Below are 15,668 nucleotides of genomic sequence, written 5' to 3'. Positions count from 1 at the left end.
CATCGCGACCGGATTTACAACCGGAATGCAAACGGCAAAGTCTCAAATTTTTAATTTTTCATTCTTCATTCTTAATTATAAATAGCGTATCCGCCGGCTCCCGCTGCCGCTCTTTTTCCGCCTCTTCGGCCGCTTTTTCGGCCGCCCGGGCCGTGCGCCGCGCCATGCGCCGGGCCTTGCGCTTCTTGTTGGTGAAGCGTTCCCGAATGCGGTTGCGCAGGTCCCTCAGGTTGTTGAAATCCTCCTTGAAGTAGACGCCGATGCCGGTCTCCTGCAAACCCTGGTTCTCGTCGAAACGGTCGATCGTCTGCGTGAAGGCTTTCAGTTTGAGCGTTCCGGCGCGGTCGATCAGGTAGGTGATGTAAGCCTCGCCCATGAAGTTGGACATCGAGTTGTTGTTCACCGTCGCCTGCTTGTTGTCGATCAGGTAGTTGCCCTCGACCTCGACGAACAGGCGGTTGTTGATGAGGCTCTTCGAGAGCCCGAAATCCACCTCGTCGCTCGTCAGCTCCGACTTGGGCCGGTAGCGGATCACCACGTTGTAGTCCGACGACGAGAGCCAGTTGCTCACCATGTTCGACACGAACTCCAGTCCCGTGGCCGCCGACACCGAACTGCCGATGTTGGCGTTGGCCTGCGACGAACTCTCGGACATGAAGCTGTTGAACAGCAGCAGGTAGAGGAACTGCGTATCGACCGTCTCGGGGGTCGAGAGAGCGTTGGCCACCAGCGTCTGGGTCTCGGGATCGGAGCCGGGCACCCGCACGTCGAAACCGATCGAGGGGTTCGACAGCCGGTCCCCGAGGTGGATGACGCACTCCACGGGCACCGAACGGTCGCCGCCGAGGTTCTCGGAGGTGCCCTGCAACAAAGGCTGCAACGAGGCTTTGAGCTTGTAAACGGCGTCGATGTCCAGCAGGGCGTTCATCGGCGAACCGGTCCACTGGATCGACGAACCGCTCTCGATGGTGAAACGCTTGTTGATGATCTGCTGGAGCGAGAGCATGAAACTGCCCTCGGAGATGGTGTAGTCGCCGTAGATCTCGAAGATATTGGCCCGGGGGTTGATTTCGAGGTTCAGGGTCCCTTCTCCGCGCCCCTTCACCGTGTTGCCCTCAACATCGATTTCGACCTCGGCATCGGGGCGCACGTTGAGCGCCATAGTGATGTTCATCTGGCTGGCGGCATCCGCACGCTGGCGGTGCTTGCGTTCGAAGAGGAGTTTCTTGCGCGCCACGTTGTCGAGCGTATCGGTTTTCTCGGGCTGCACGAAGCGCACGAAATCGGCGTTCGAGATGTTCGACTTGCTCGACAGCGGCAGCACGAACGACGAATTGCCGTCGGTGGCGGCTGTGATGTCCATCCGGACGGCCCCCTTGTCGCCCGAGATGCGGGCCGACCCCGTGGCGTAGACCTTTCCGTAGAAAACGTCGTTGTCGTCGGGGCCGGTGTCGAGCACCAGCATCTGCTGCGGGGCCACCCGCACGTCGTAGGAGATGTTCGACAGGTGTTGCAGGCTCATGTCAAAGTCGAAGCGTCCGCGATGGCCCTGGGGGTCGAACACCGCGACGTTCGAAGCCTTGAAGCGGTTGTTCTTCACCGACAGCACCGCTTCGGGCATCGAGTAGGTGACCTGCGTGAAATCGACCCGGGTTTTCAGCCCCGAGACACGGACCTCGCCGGCGAGTTCGGCGTCGCGGCGCTGTCCCTGCAAGACGAGTTCGGCCGAGGCGACGCCCTCGGTGGAGGAGATCACCCCCGTCAGAATCGGGTCGAGCAGCCCCATGTCGAGGCTATCGACATCCAGCCGGGCGTAGTAGCGCATCCGGTCCGGGGCGTAGAAGCCACGCACGAGCGTGTCGCGCTTGACGCGGTTGACCACCGTCACGCCCGCCCGGTTGCGGGCGAAGTCCCAGCGCGACGCCAGACGCATCGGCGGCGCGGGAATGTCGTTGACCTCGACGCTGTCGAAAAGGATGTCGGCCGAGATCTCGCCGCCCCGCAGCACCGACTTCATCTTCGCCGAACCGTTCGTGCGGCCCTCGATGACGTAGCCCATGCGTTCGGCGACCTGCGTGAAGGGCGACAGGTCGAAATTGCGCAGCGAGAGGGTCACCGAATCCTCGCGGCTGCGCGAGGCGACGCCGTCGAGCAGCAGTTCCTGTTCGCGGTTCATCACGAAAAACCTGTCGATGACGATCCGCGCCGTGTCGATCAGTATCTTGCGGGCATAGATCTGCCACGTCTTGTTGCCGCGGGTGATGTGCGACGGGAGTATGCGCAGGTCCACCACACGCCCGTTGGCGCCGTGCTCGTCGGCCACCGACGTACGGATTCCCACGAGACCCGAAACCCGGCGCGTCGTGTCGTCGAAACCCGCCGAGAGCTGTACGCGGCCCTGCCGGGCGCCGCCCGTCAGCGAGAGGCGCGGCAGGTGCAGCACCCCGGCGTAGAGGTCCTCGGCCGAGGCGTAGACCGCCAGCGAGTCGCCGCGGTTCGAGGCGTTGACCGAGAGGCGCGTGGCCAGCATCCGCCGGCGCTCGATGTACTCCGACGAGGCTTTGAGCGACAGCTGGTCGCTGGCCGGATTGAACAGCAGCTGGAGCGACGATCCGTCGGCCACCTGCAAGCCCGCCGACACGGCGTCGGCCACGGGGTTGAAGTTGCGGATGTTGACCGAGAGCAGCGAAAAATCGTTCGCCACGGCGGCCTTGCGCTCCGAAGGCCCCGTTTCGGGCGGGGCCTCGCTCAGCATCGGAAGGTATTTCCACGCGCTCCGCCGCAGGTATTCGAACACCGTGCGGTAGCTGGTCTTGGAGCGGAACGTGGCGTCGGCGAAGTCCGAGCGCAGCTCCACGAACTTGCTCTGCGCGGAGTTCTCGCCCGTGACGGTCATGTTCGTCGCCTCGATCTCCTTGTCGTTGTAGCGGTAGCGGGCGCCGGTCACCTGGATGCGGCCGTTCAGGTCGTCCAGCGAACGCCCCCCGGCCTTGGCCGCGATGTGCGCCGAGAGCTGCGACACCGAGTCGCGGCGGTTGATGTGCAGGCGCGCCAGATCGGCGTGCCGCAGGTCCATCGTGAAGTCGTAGCGCGGCACCGAGTCGTTGAAATCCACCAGTCCGAAGAAGTCGAAGTCCAAATTGGGGTCGCGGGCCGTGATCAGGCCGTCGAACTCCCGGTTGCGCAGACGGCCGTCCAGCCGCAGCGAGTCGTAGACATAGCCGTTGAAGCCCAGCCGGGTGACGTTGCCCACGACGTTGGCGTCGGCCACGCCCCTGCCGATCACGCCATCGACATAGGCCGTGAGCGTGGCGTTGCCCAGCAGATCGCGGCGGTCGAGCAGGTCGCCCAGCCGCAGGTCGCGCGTCTCGACGTCGCCCCGCACGCTGCTCAGGCCCCTTTTCAGCGGTGACATCCGCAGGTTGCAGGACACGTCGCCCACGTCGGTCGCGGCCCCCAGCTGCATGTCGAACGCCGAGAGCTTCCCCTTGAAGCGGGCATCGAGGTCGATGCTCCCCGAGTTGCCGAGTATCCCGACCAGCCTGTCCGGGAGCTTGCGCCCGGCGATGCCGAGGGCCAGCCCGTCCATCGCCTCGGCCGAGGAGTGCAGGCGGGGCACCGAGAGGTCGAACCACGTGTCGCGGATCTCCGGCAGCCCCTTCACCGCGGCGTCGGCCACGAGCGTCGTGCCCTCGCCGATGTGCATGCTCCGGACCTTGGCCGTGAAATCCGCCACCACGCCCGCGACCTCGATGTCTATATCGCTGAAATCCAGATGCCAGTCGCGCAGCCCGGGAGCGAACCACGCGATGTCGTCGGTCGAGACCGACGTGTTGCGCAGCGCGGCGTCGATGCGCACCTGCCCGAGAAAATCCTTGTATTCGGCCCACGAGTTGCCGACCAGCGAGATGTAGGGAATCCGGACGTTGGAACGCGCGGTGACGATCGAGGCGTCCTCGAAGCCCAGACACCCCTGCGTCATGTAGAAGCGCCCCGCGAGGTGGTCCAGCACGAAGCCGCTGCGCTCGCGGGCCGTGAGGGCCGCGACGGTGGTGTAGATGGCCGACCCGTCGATGGTGAAGTCGTCCACGCGGGCCGTCAGGCCGTAGAGGTGCATGTGCGAGAAGTCGATGCCGTAGTCGCGGTGTCGCGCGAGGCTGTCGATCCGTTCGAGGCAGAGGTCCATATTCTCGATCGAAGCCCGGCTGATCGAGAGTTTGAAATTGCCCTTCCGGGGTTTGTCGGGATCGGATATGCGGCTGACGATCTGCTTGATGTTCATCTCCCCGTCGGGCATCTGCCGCAGGTAGAGCTTGGCGTCGGCGATCTCCCCGCGGCTGAACGCGAGGCCCCCGCCGAAGAGGCCGAAGCCCGTGACGTAGGCGTCGAGCTTCCCGACGTAGAGCAGCGTATCGCGCCCGTAATCCTCGACGTAGAAGCCCTTGACCTTGATTTTCGAGAAGATGCCGATGTCCACGCGTTCGATCGACACGGTGGTCTCCAGCTTGCGCGAAACGGCCTCCGCGGCCTTGTGCACCACGAAGTTCTGCACGGCGGGAATGTCGAGCAGCAGCGAAAGGAAAACGGGCAGAATTATCAGCAACAAAACCGCCGCCGAGAACACCTTTCCCAATATTTTTATACCTTTGCGCATCAGGAGCTCGTTATAACCTGCAAATTTAACGAAAATAGTTAAAAAACAATTATAATTCCCGATGGATATTACAATTCTGGGCATCGAATCCTCGTGCGACGACACCTCTGCGGCGGTGCTGCGCGGCAACGTGCTGCTGTCGAACGTCATCGCCTCGCAGGCCGTGCACGTCAAATACGGCGGCGTGATCCCCGAACTGGCCTCACGGGCCCACCAGCAGAACATCATCCCCGTCGTGGACACGGCGCTCCGGGAGGCCGGGATCGACGCTTCGCAGCTCGACGCCATCGCCTTCACGCGCGGCCCCGGACTGGTCGGCTCGCTCCTCGTGGGCGTGTCGTTCACCAAGGGCCTCTCGATCGCCCGCAACATCCCGATGGTCGAGGTCAACCACCTCCAGGGCCACATCCTCTCGCACTTCATCGACCTGCCGGACCGCACGCTGCCCCACCCCGGTTTCCCGTTCCTGTGCCTGCTGGTCAGCGGCGGCCACACGCAGATCGTGCGCGTGGACTCCCCGCTGGAGATGGAGATCATCGGCACGACGATCGACGACGCCGCGGGCGAAGCGTTCGACAAGTGCGCCAAGGTGATGGGGCTGCCCTATCCGGGCGGTCCGGTGATCGACCGCCGGGCCAAGGAGGGCGACCCGAAGGCGTTCCGTTTCGCACGCCCCCGCGTCGAGGGTTACGACTATTCGTTCTCGGGGCTGAAAACCTCGTTCCTCTACACGCTGCGCGACGCCGTGGCCGCCGACCCCGACTTCATCGTGAAGCACGAGGCGGACCTCTGCGCGTCGCTGCAATCCACCATCGTCGAAATCCTGCTCGACAAGCTCGTCCGCGCCTCGAAGGAGACCGGCATCCGCGACATCGCCATCGCGGGCGGCGTCTCGGCCAATTCGGGGCTCCGCGACGGCATCGTCGAGACGGGCCGCCGCCGGGGGTGGCGGACGTTCCTGCCGGAATTCAAGTTCACGACCGACAACGCCGCGATGATCGCTATGGCGGGTTATTACCGTTACAAGCAGGGGGAATTCGCCTCGCTCGACGTTTCGCCCGTGGCGCGCCTCGAAGAGTTGTAGAAAGGCCGTTTCGTTGCACGAAGTCCGGTGCAACCGAATCGGAACATGACTCCATATCACAATGGCGCGGGCTATATGTGCTTATTTCTTGCAGGGCTTGCCAGAGCCTTCAGACGGATAAGTAGCAGTAGTCCGCGTTTTTTACGTCCCGAAGAGTCATAGAAAGGCCGTTTCGTTACACAAAAAGTCCGGAAGCGATCGGATTCGGATTTTTTTATCTATATTTGCATTACGTCCGCAATAGCGGGCCAACTTGACCAAACTTAGAAATCTGGTAAATTTTTAGAGAGGTCAAGCACATATCCTGCTGTTACGGCGCGCCTGCGCCGGGACTGGCACGGGATATGTTCCTACGTCACAACGGCGCGGGCTATATGTGCTTGTCTTCTCTAAGGTCCACCAGAACCTCTAAGTTGGATAATGCAACAGTAGTCCGCGTTTTTTCGGCGTGGTGCGCCGGGAGCGCGGACATGGATCAGAAACACGGAAACCCGCCTCCGCCCCTAAAACCCGCCTCTCAGGCGGGCGCGGATAAGGGACCCCAAAACGACTCGGCTCCATGACAAAGGAATCCATCCGCGAACGCAACCTCGAAGACTGGCAGCGCCTCCAGCAGATTATCGACGATTCGGGACTCACGATCAACGCTTTCGCCCGCCATATCGGACTGTCGCGGGGCGAAAATCTCTATCAGATCAAGCGCGGGCACAACGGCATCAGCCGCGACCTGGCGCTGCGCATCCACACCCATTTTCCGCAATACGGCATCGGCTGGCTGCTCACCGGCATCGACGACTCCCCGGGCGTCCTCTACGCCCCCTACTCCGGCTGGGTATAGGACCGCCCGGACCGCCACGGAAAACCCCTTCCGAACATACGTCCGGAAGGGGTTTCGCATAGGACCGGCGTCGGTCAGAACCGGTTTTTCAAGCCGGCGGCGAAAGTTTCGTATTCCGCGCGCAGCGAGGCCATCAGCTCCCGCACCGACTGGATCTTCTCGGCACGCCAGGCGTTCGCCCCGCAGAAGGCGTAGCCGTTGCGGAGCCTGCCCCGGAAGGCGTTGTAGAGCGCCAGCATGATGCAATAGGGGCTGTGCGTCACGTCGCAGGTCTTGATGCAGTCGAACGGGCAGCTCTTCGGGCGTTTCAGCCCCTCTTTCACCCGGTCGAGGAACGAATTGCGGATGGCCCGCCCCGGCATGCCCACAGGGCTCTGGATGATCTCGATGTCCTCCTCGCGGGCTTCGATGTAGCTCTGCTTGAAGGCCGGATCGGCGTCGCACTCCTCGGTCGTGACGAAGCGCGTGCCCATCTGGACGCCCGCGGCGCCCAGCTCCATGATGCGGTAGATGTCCTCGCCCGTGTAGATGCCGCCGCCGGCGATCACCGGAATGCGGCAGTCGTGTTCGAGCTCGAAGGCCCGGACCTCGGCGACGATCTCCGGAACGAGCGTCTCCAGCGAATAGTGCTCGTCGGCGATCTGCTCGGTCTTGTAGCCCAGGTGGCCGCCCGCCTTGGGACCCTCGACGACGATGGCGTCGGGAACGTACCTGTACTCCGAGAACCATTTCCGGCACAGCAGTTTCGCGGCGCGCGCCGACGAAACGATCGGGGCCAGCTTGGTCCGCGCGCCCTCGGTCAGGAACGACGGCAGGTTGAGCGGGAGCCCGGCTCCCGAGAAGATGATGTCGGCCTTCTCGGCGATGGCCGTGCGCACCATGTCGGCGAAGTTGGACATGGCGACCATGACGTTGACGCCGATGATGCCGCGCGTGGCTGCGCGGGCCTTGCGAAGCTCCTCTTTCAGCCCCCAGATCGAGGCCGCGCGGTAGTCTTTCGAGTAGTCGTTATAGATCGCCCCGAGGCCGGCCGACGAGATGATGCCGACGCCGCCCTGATCGGCCACGGCCGAAGCCAGGCCCGCGAGAGACACGCCTACGCCCATGCCGCCCTGCACGATGGGCATCGAGGCGCACAAATTTCCGATTTTCAGTGATTTCATGCTGTTTATTTTCAAAATCCGGTTACATAACCACGACGAAGGTACGGAAAATCGGGCCGTTTGATTCCGCGCGGGAACATATTTAACGCAGGCTTCACATTGCCCGCCCGAAAAGCGGCGCCGGACAGCGGGAAGGGAACGGCGGGGAGGAACGGCGGAGAGGGAACGGCGGGGAGGAAACGGCGGGGAGGAAACGGCGGGGAGGAAACGGCGGGGAGGAAACGGCGGGGAGGAACGGCGGGGAGGAACGGCGGGGAGGAACCGCCCGGAAAGCGGCGCCGGACAGCGGGGAGGGGCTGCCGGGGAGGAAACGGCGGGAAAGAACCGCCGCGCTCCGTCCGGGCAGGCACCCGTCATCCGCCCCTCACCGGCAGAACCGCACGCCCCGGACCCGCTTGCGGTCCCGGCCCGCGGTTTCGCGCTCGATGATGCCCGTCACAACGTCGGCGGCGTCGTGCCAGCGGTTGGCGCGGAATTTCCGCCGGTAGGTCGTCAGATGGGCGTACAGCTCGGGCCAGCGGAGGTTCCACCCCCGGGGCCACCGCAGGAGGTGCAGGACCGTCGCCGAATTGGAGAGGATGCGGGCCTCCTTGTTGGCGCTCTGGTGGAACCACTCGACCCGGACGCCCGGAGCCAGCGCCTGCACGGCCCGGGCGAATCCGCGGCCGCCGTTGTTGCTCTCGACGGCCGCCTGCCGCGTGTCGGAGCGAACTAACGCCTCCCCCACCAGCGGCTCGGTCGTCTCCATCGGTTCGCGCGAGTAGACCGCATCGGTGACGTAGATCACCCCGTCGGCATCGACGGCGTAGCAGATCGAGCAGAGGTAGTCGTCGCCCGTGTCGGCCGTGTCGGTGTAGTTGGCGCGGCGGACGATCTCGCGGGGAAGATCGTCGTACTCGGCGAAATTCAGCCCGTACAAAAGTCCCTCGCGGGACGAGGGGCGGCCCTGGTACATCGCCTCGAATTGCAGGGGGTCCAGCCGCCGTTTGGCCGCCAGCAGGGCCGCGCCGTGCTGCTCCTCCCACAACGCTTCGCCGGGCTGCCGGGGGTCGATGCCGGTGGGCGGACCGCTTTTCAGGGCCTCGAAATTGAGGTGCAGCCACCGGTCGGCGGGCAGGCTCTCCAGCTGCGGCCACTCGCGCAGCTCCTCGACAGGCTCGCGGGCCGCGAGGGTGCCGATCAAATCCTCCTCGTGCCAGCGCGTGAAGACGATCAGTTCGCGCGAGGCGTTGTGCATGCGGGTCCTCACCACCGAGGTGTACCACTCCCAGCAGTTGGCGCGGACGAGCGGCGAATTGGCTTCGAGCGCATCCTTATAGAGGTCGTCCAGCACGAAGCAGTCCACGCGGTTGCCCGTCAGCGACCCTTCGCGCCCGACGGAGAGCAGTCCGCCCCGGCGGCCGATGATCTCGACCTCGTCGGCCGTGCGGATGTAGCCCGCGGGCTTCGCCCCCTGCTTGATGGCCGTGCCGGGAAAAAAGGCGGCGTACTCCCGCGATTCGAGAATGCGCTGCACGCGGCGGTTGAACTTCGAGGCCAGCGCCCCCGAGTAGGAGGCGACGGCGACCCGCAGGTCGGGGTCCAGCCCCAGCAGGTAGGCCGGGAGCAGCGTCGTGGCCCCGACGCTCTTGCCGTGCTGCGGCGGCATGGTGACGATCAGCCGCCGGATGCGCCCCGCGGCGAAAGCCTCCAGCACGCGGTAATAGGTCCGGTGGAAGGGTTGCAGTTCGAGAAAGGGATAGACGCCGAGGGCGAAATCGGCGAAGGAGGGCGGCGCGGCAGCGGTCGGCAGCCCTTCGGAATACGGCACACCTTTTGGAGGCGCCGTCCCGCAGGTCATAAAAACCTCTGCGGAGGAGTGCCCCGCAGAGGTCGGTTCGGTCTTTTTAACCATGCGTGAAATAATTCGTGAAAGAAAAACCCATGCGCGGCGCCGCGGCGGGCAGGTTTTTTGAGGGTGCACCCCGGCGGCAGCGCCGTGCCGGGAAGGGAGGGGCCGGGGTGCGGGCGGAGCGTCAGAGACACGCCCGCAGTTCGGAGAACGAGAAGTCGTTCAGGACCTCGCCGCCGTCGCCCGCGGTGTGGAACTCCCACCACACGGGCACCAGGTCGGCGATCACGTCCCGGTCGCCTTCGGGCAGGCGCTCGACCCGCCGGTAGACGATCACCGAGGCCGTCAGCCGGCATTCCGTGTCGCCGAAAGCAAACGAGAGCGAACCCGAAAAGTAACTTCCGCCGCCGATGGCCTCCGCCAGACGCGCGGCCACTTCAAGGTAAAGTTCCGTTGATACCGAATAGATCATTGATTATGAATAGTTTTTTGGAAAATGTTTGCAGAAATCGAAATAAATTGTTTAACTTTGTAGCGCAAAGATAAGTTCAATATTTGAATTTTCAATCGAAAAGTTAAAATATTTGATATAAAAAATTCCGATAAGACGGCCATGAACGAACGGGTGAAACTGATACGCAAACAGCTCGGCATGACGCAAGAGCAGCTGGCACAGCGGCTTGGCATCGGCAAAGCGGCGCTTTCGATGATCGAGACCGGCAAGGCGGGGCTCTCGGCCCGCAACCGCAACATACTGGTTCAGGAATTGAACGTGAATCCCGACTGGCTCGAAACCGGCAAGGGCAACATGTTCAACGCCGAACCCGACCTGACGGCCTACATGCACCGCACGGACAATTCGCTGCCGTTGCAGAGCGTGCCGCTCTATTCGATCGAGGGCACGGCGGGGCTGGTGCCGCTCTTCTCCGACCGGACGCAGACCAAACCCGTCAATTTCATCCACATCCCCAACCTCCCGAAATGCGACGGGGCGATCTACATCGTCGGGGATTCGATGTACCCGCTGCTGAAGAGCGGCGACATCGTGCTCTACAAGCAGCTGCACGACATCGACGACATCTTTTGGGGCGACATGTACCTGTTGTCGATCGACATCGACGGCGAGGAGTACGTGACGGTGAAATACATTCAGAAATCCGACCGCGAGGGTTACGTGAAGCTCGTGAGTCAGAACGTGCACCACGCCGACAAGGACGTGGAAATCTCGCGCATCCGCGCCATCGCGCTCGTCAAGGCGAGTATCAGGATGAATTCCATAAGGTAAGGTACGAGCAAAAGAACGAATAAGTGCCATCGGCACACGGCTGAAAAGCGGGAACATACGTGCTTGCACGGCAATGTTCCCGCTTTTCGGTCGTCCCGCCCGCGGTGTTCGTTCTTTTGCCGCCGCCCGCATGGAAAAGGCGACGCGGTGCGAAACGAATGTGGAGCGGAGCGAGCCAACTCGACGCGATTTTTCACTGCCGCCGCCGGGATGGAGTCGCCGACGCGGCGCGCAATGCAATGAAGCAAAGCGAGGCAAATAAAGTCGCAGCCAATCCGCATGGAAAAGGCGACGCGGCGCGAAACGAATGCGACGCGAGGCAATTCAGCCCGGAAAAGACCGCCGCCCTATTGCGATTTGCGGACCTCCCCGGTCAGCAGCCAGCAGAAGTCGATTTGGGGGTAACGACGGCAGATGCGTTCGGCGATCCCGGATTCGAGCGGGGCCTTGCCGGCCTTGATCCGGTAGAGAAGTTCGCTGTCGGGAAGCCCGATTTCACGGGCGAACTCCCCGACCGCAAGCCCCGAGGCGCGCAGCACGAAGCGCAGACGCTCTTCGTCGCGGCGAAAGTCATTGGTGCGGGGACGGCAGGGATGGGTGAAAGAATTCATGGCACGGCGTTTTTTACAGCGCGCCCGAAAAACGAACGCGAACTACTGTTACATTATCCAACTTGGCGGCTCTGGTAAGCCTTGAGGGGGATAAGCACATATAGCCCGCGCCGTTGTGACGTAGGAATCATATCCCGTGCCAGTCCCGGCGCAGGCGCGCCGTAACAGCAGGAATATGTGCTCGACCCCCTGATTAATTTACCAGATTTCCAAGTGTAGTCAAGCGGCCCGCTATTGCGGACACGAAACAAAGATATGAAAAAAAACGATCGTGCGCAACTTCGGATGAGTGTTTTTTAAGAACGGGGAGGTAAAAACGTTAAAACGCAGATAATCAAGATGTATAAAATCTGTCTTTTGCACGGATTTCAGGCAGAAGAGCCTGGAAAAGCAGAATTCGACGGGAGTTGCGTTACCAAATCGTAACCCCGTCGAATTACTTTATAATAGCATATATACGACTGAATTACAGTTTCTTGCGCAAATATACGTAATTCTTGAGAACTCAACAACCGATACCTTTGTCACATTAAAAATTGTTGAGTTATGAAAAGCACGTTCAAAGTTCTGTTTTATCTGAAAAAGGATAAAATCTCGAAAGACGGGAAAGTTCCGGTCATGGGCCGCATCACGGTCAATGGCACGCAAGCCGGTTTCAGTTGCAAATTGAATATCGACCCGGCGCTATGGGATGAGAAAACCAATTACTTGAAATCGCAACGAAATACGCTTTCGCGCGAAATTCACCAGACCCTTGAAAACATCAAGGCTCAAATCACTAAACATTATCAGTCGATCTGCGACCGGGATGCGTATGTCACGGCCAATAAGGTCAAGAATGCTTACCACGGTTTCGGCGACCGATATAAAACGCTTATTGCAGCTTTCGATTACCACTTGGACACCATCAAAGCACGAATCGGTCACGACAGAACGCAGCGTACTTACGATAAACTGATGGGAGAACGCTGTTGCCTGATGCGGTATCTGGTTCTGAAAAAACTGGAGGATGTGACCTTAAAGGAGTTGGATGTCACGTTCATCGAAAGATATTACGCATGGATGCTCTCAGACGGACATTGCGGCAAGACAACGGCTTTCGATCGCACCCAGACATTGAAATGTGTTTTATATGTATCCGTTGAGCAAGGCTGGATAGACCGTCATCCCTTTCTGGCGTTCAAATGTGCTCCTGATTATAAGCCCCGCGTGTTCCTGTCCGACGAAGAAATACAGCGGCTTATGAATGTGGAGTTACGCTATCACCGACAGCGGGCCGTGCGGGATATGTTTATTTTCTGTTGTTTCACCGGACTGGCTTATATAGATCTGAAGAATCTGACTTACGATCATATCGTAACAACTCCGACGGGAGAACAATATATCTACAATCGCCGTCAGAAGACCGGTACGCCTTATCACATCATGTTGCTGCCCATTGCGCAGGAACTTATCGAACGATATAGGGGGTATCCGGGTAAAATCGACGAAACGCGGGTCTTTCCCGTGAAAGATCGAAAAAGTATGTGTACGACAATAAAACGCATTGCCCAAAAGTGCGGTATTACCAAGAATCTATCGACGCATATCGGACGCCATACGTTCGGAACGACGGTCACATTGGAGAAAGGAGTACCTATCGAAACCGTTTCGGAAATGCTCGGACATAAGCAGATTACGACGACTCAGATCTACGCCAAATTAACCGCCAACAAGATGAAGGAAGACGTACGTCTTCTTACGCAGCGCATCGGTAATCTGTATGAACTCACACAGCCTACGACCCGGCTGCTTTCCAAAGAGGCTTAACCCTAAACGAACGGCGACCAGACTGATCTGGTCGCCGTTCGTTTACTTATTCCAGTGCCGGAAGTCGCGGTAGTTTTTCTTCAGCACCTCGAAGATCCCGGATTCGGGATAGAGGATTTTCCCGCCGAGCGTCGTATAGGGAATCGCTTTCGTATCCCGCAAGGTCTGCAACGTCCGTTTGCACACATGGAAGCGTCTGCAAATCTCATCTCCGGTCAGATAATGCTCCTGACCGATCGTCGGCCGCAAATGTTTCATGGCCGTTTCGATCTCGCGCGTGGTTTGCACCATCCAATCCGTCAGTTCCTTGAACTCTTCGGATCGCTTCGTGATAACGTCCGACATACTATCTGCGGATCAGAGCTTCGCGGATGACCCGTTCGATGTCGGTCTCCCGGTAATAGAATTTGGAACCTATCGTGGAATACGGAATGATTCCCCGGTCGCGGTAATTCTGCAAAGCCCGCTGCGAAATGTGCAGCGCCTCGCATACTTCCTGCGTGCTGAGTCATTTCTCCCGTGTGGGCGGGGCTACTTTACGGTATAATTCCGTTACGGCGACCGACAGGCCGCACAGACGCCTTCTCAGTTCCAGATAGGCATCGTGTTCCATCATGGTTACTTCCATAAGTCGAATGTTTTATGAATCGGTATTTAATAAAATTTGAGTGCTGGCTTCGGTGGTCGTTTTGCCTCATTTCGTCGTTTCAAATCCGGTGCACACAGCCGGATTTGCCGTCGTGCCGAAAAGTAATCCTCCGTCAGCATCAGCTTTTCGGCTTCCGGTGTAAAGAGCATTACGCCTTTCATCGCCGCATAATACGCCTCGTCATTCGCCACGACATGACGGGGCTGTAACTTCAGACGAGTCAATTCCGGCAATAATTTCCGCAGATATAGTTCATCGGGCCGCTTCGTTTCTTCCGTCGTCGCATGGAAGGATGCTTCCGGAGGCAGATCGTATTGCAGATAGAACAGGTTTTCAAGCGCCCGTCCGGGTGTCGTCTTTTTCAACTCTTCGGAGATGTGATGCCTGAAACCCTCTTCGCCGTTCGTTCCGACAGCGAAACGTACGGCATGCAGCGTTCAGTCGAGCGTCAGGTAAATACTTCTGATTCGGTCTTCCCGCATATCCGTTACATTTTTATTGCGGCACGTTTGCCGCTGGCGGGACAGGAATGCCGCAGCCTTCGTTCCGTTTCCCGCCTTTCGATTGCAATGTCCGTTCCGGGCAGGGAAACATACTGTTTCACATCCGGCGATGACTCCTTGTGTTCCGTCAGGAATCTCCCGTTCTGAATGTTGTATTCCGTGCGAAGAATACCCGCTGCGATTTCACGGGCCTGCTGCTGCAAGGCACCGTATCCGAAGTCGTGCGTCGATTGCCGGTTTCCCATACGCGCCCGGTCGCAATCCCGGAGTTTCGACGCCACCTCGGAAAAGAACTCCCGGTGTCCGAAACGATGCAGTCCGTCGTCGGCCACAGATGCGGCATACCCGTTTTCCGCGATATACAACAGCGTCGCGAGATCGTGATTGCCTGACGATATCTGTGTCCGGTTCCCGGCAACGAACCTCTCGAAGTCTTCGTAGCACGGCGATATGGAATATGTTGCCGAACATACGCCTTCCGAAAGTACCGATGTCGGAATCCGCTTCTCCTCGGTAAAGCTGTACCGGGATTTCTCCAATCCCGGATACTCGCTTTTCAGGTCGCTTTTCACGAATTTGTCTATACACTTGTCCGCCATCGCGGCGATTCGGGGCGGCAAATGTTTCAATTCATAGATTTTCAGCGTATCTGCATCAGTCCGCATTCCGAAGAAGCGATCCGTCATGTATTGCATATAGCAGTACATGGCCCGCCGGCCCTTGGGCGTATCGCTGAAGAGATAAGTTCCCTGCGAAGAGGTTACAGCCCGATAGAGCGGTGCATCGTCGGGCGTCGTACGGGCACAATGCATCGTAAATCTCCGGTATTCGGGATCGCGCATCAGCTGTTCCCGCCGCCCTGCCGGAGAGAGGGGCGAAAGACCTTTCGAGAGTGCGAAAGCCGCATCCCGGAGCGAAACGGCCGGTTCGGGGTGTATATCCTGCCGGATAAAAGCCGGAGCCAGCTTCCCGTAAAAATATCCGTTCGTCGTACCTCGGCGCGACGGAATCGCTTTGCTGTCGGGAAAGGTCAGATGCAGCAGCGTGTGGTCGGGAACGACCGATGAACGGGAGCAGGCGGCAACCTGCTCCCGCACGTAGTCTTCGAAAGACTGACGTCCGTTTTCTCGGACGGCGATACGCACAGCCTGCATCTGCGGGTTCATCGTAACGAAAACACTCGCTGGAACCTTGCGGCCCAGCAAACGGCTGAAAAAATCAGAAATTCGTGACATGGCTCT

General features: G+C 59.9%; 12 protein-coding genes and 1 pseudogene. 4 read left to right on the top strand and 9 right to left on the bottom strand.

Going from position 1 to position 15,668, the window contains the following annotated elements; all coding sequences use genetic code 11:
- Window positions 1-58: 58 nt before the first annotated feature.
- Window positions 59-4,654 carry a translocation/assembly module TamB domain-containing protein gene (locus NQ519_RS12825; protein WP_019150760.1) on the bottom strand — a complete coding sequence of 1,532 codons (4,596 nt, stop codon included), beginning with the start codon at window positions 4,652-4,654 and terminating at the stop codon, window positions 59-61.
- A 61-nt stretch (window positions 4,655-4,715) separates the two neighbouring features.
- Here NQ519_RS12825 and tsaD point away from each other — a divergent pair, with 61 nt between their 5' ends.
- Window positions 4,716-5,738 (top strand): tRNA (adenosine(37)-N6)-threonylcarbamoyltransferase complex transferase subunit TsaD, encoded by a 1,023-nt coding sequence (tsaD, locus tag NQ519_RS12820; protein WP_019150761.1) that lies wholly within the window; start codon window positions 4,716-4,718, stop codon window positions 5,736-5,738.
- A gap of 559 nt (window positions 5,739-6,297) precedes the next feature.
- Window positions 6,298-6,576, top strand: coding sequence for a helix-turn-helix domain-containing protein (locus tag NQ519_RS12815; RefSeq protein ID WP_019150762.1), 279 nt, complete (start codon window positions 6,298-6,300; stop codon window positions 6,574-6,576).
- A gap of 74 nt (window positions 6,577-6,650) precedes the next feature.
- On the opposite strand, the gene NQ519_RS12810 is transcribed toward NQ519_RS12815, so the two are convergent.
- The 3 genes from NQ519_RS12810 to NQ519_RS12800 form a co-directional block, all read right to left on the bottom strand.
- A complete protein-coding gene (locus NQ519_RS12810; RefSeq protein ID WP_026076526.1) occupies window positions 6,651-7,739 on the bottom strand; it encodes an NAD(P)H-dependent flavin oxidoreductase in 1,089 nt (362 codons plus the stop codon).
- A gap of 364 nt (window positions 7,740-8,103) precedes the next feature.
- Window positions 8,104-9,549 carry a phage terminase large subunit gene (terL, locus tag NQ519_RS12805; RefSeq protein ID WP_019150764.1) on the bottom strand — a complete coding sequence of 482 codons (1,446 nt, stop codon included), beginning with the start codon at window positions 9,547-9,549 and terminating at the stop codon, window positions 8,104-8,106.
- Window positions 9,550-9,754: 205 nt separating this feature from the next.
- Window positions 9,755-10,042: a hypothetical protein gene (locus NQ519_RS12800; RefSeq protein WP_019150765.1), complete on the bottom strand. Its 288-nt coding sequence runs from the start codon at window positions 10,040-10,042 to the stop codon at window positions 9,755-9,757.
- 141 nt (window positions 10,043-10,183) lie between these two features.
- On the opposite strand from NQ519_RS12800, the gene NQ519_RS12795 reads away from it, so the two are divergent.
- A complete protein-coding gene (locus tag NQ519_RS12795) occupies window positions 10,184-10,855 on the top strand; it encodes an XRE family transcriptional regulator (protein ID WP_019150766.1) in 672 nt (223 codons plus the stop codon).
- Between the two features lie 347 nt (window positions 10,856-11,202).
- Here NQ519_RS12795 and NQ519_RS12790 read toward each other — a convergent pair whose 3' ends face one another.
- Window positions 11,203-11,466: a hypothetical protein gene (locus tag NQ519_RS12790; protein WP_019150767.1), complete on the bottom strand. Its 264-nt coding sequence runs from the start codon at window positions 11,464-11,466 to the stop codon at window positions 11,203-11,205.
- Between the two features lie 546 nt (window positions 11,467-12,012).
- Here NQ519_RS12790 and NQ519_RS12785 point away from each other — a divergent pair.
- Entirely contained in the window at window positions 12,013-13,275 is a 1,263-nt protein-coding gene (locus tag NQ519_RS12785; RefSeq protein ID WP_019150768.1) for a site-specific integrase, read from the top strand.
- Window positions 13,276-13,317: 42 nt separating this feature from the next.
- Here the strand turns inward: NQ519_RS12785 and NQ519_RS12780 are convergent, their stop codons facing one another.
- The 4 genes and pseudogenes from NQ519_RS12780 to NQ519_RS12765 all read right to left on the bottom strand — a co-directional run bounded on the left by NQ519_RS12780 (window position 13,318) and on the right by NQ519_RS12765 (window position 15,662).
- Window positions 13,318-13,620, bottom strand: coding sequence for a helix-turn-helix domain-containing protein (locus tag NQ519_RS12780; protein WP_019150769.1), 303 nt, complete (start codon window positions 13,618-13,620; stop codon window positions 13,318-13,320).
- 1 nt (window position 13,621) lies between these two features.
- Window positions 13,622-13,771, bottom strand: a pseudogene (locus NQ519_RS12775) (helix-turn-helix domain-containing protein); the annotation flags it as partial.
- Between the two features lie 158 nt (window positions 13,772-13,929).
- Window positions 13,930-14,289: a hypothetical protein gene (locus tag NQ519_RS12770; protein ID WP_019150771.1), complete on the bottom strand. Its 360-nt coding sequence runs from the start codon at window positions 14,287-14,289 to the stop codon at window positions 13,930-13,932.
- Window positions 14,290-14,411: 122 nt separating this feature from the next.
- On the bottom strand, window positions 14,412-15,662 hold the full coding sequence (locus NQ519_RS12765) for a DUF6047 family protein (protein ID WP_227901099.1): 1,251 nt from the start codon (window positions 15,660-15,662) through the stop codon (window positions 14,412-14,414).
- Between the last annotated feature and the right edge of the window lie 6 nt (window positions 15,663-15,668).

It is taken from the genome of Alistipes senegalensis JC50, assembly GCF_025145645.1.
Lineage (GTDB): Bacteria > Bacteroidota > Bacteroidia > Bacteroidales > Rikenellaceae > Alistipes > Alistipes senegalensis.
The sequence above is the reverse complement of the archived record's forward strand: the minus strand, read 5'-3'. Positions and strand labels throughout refer to the sequence as shown.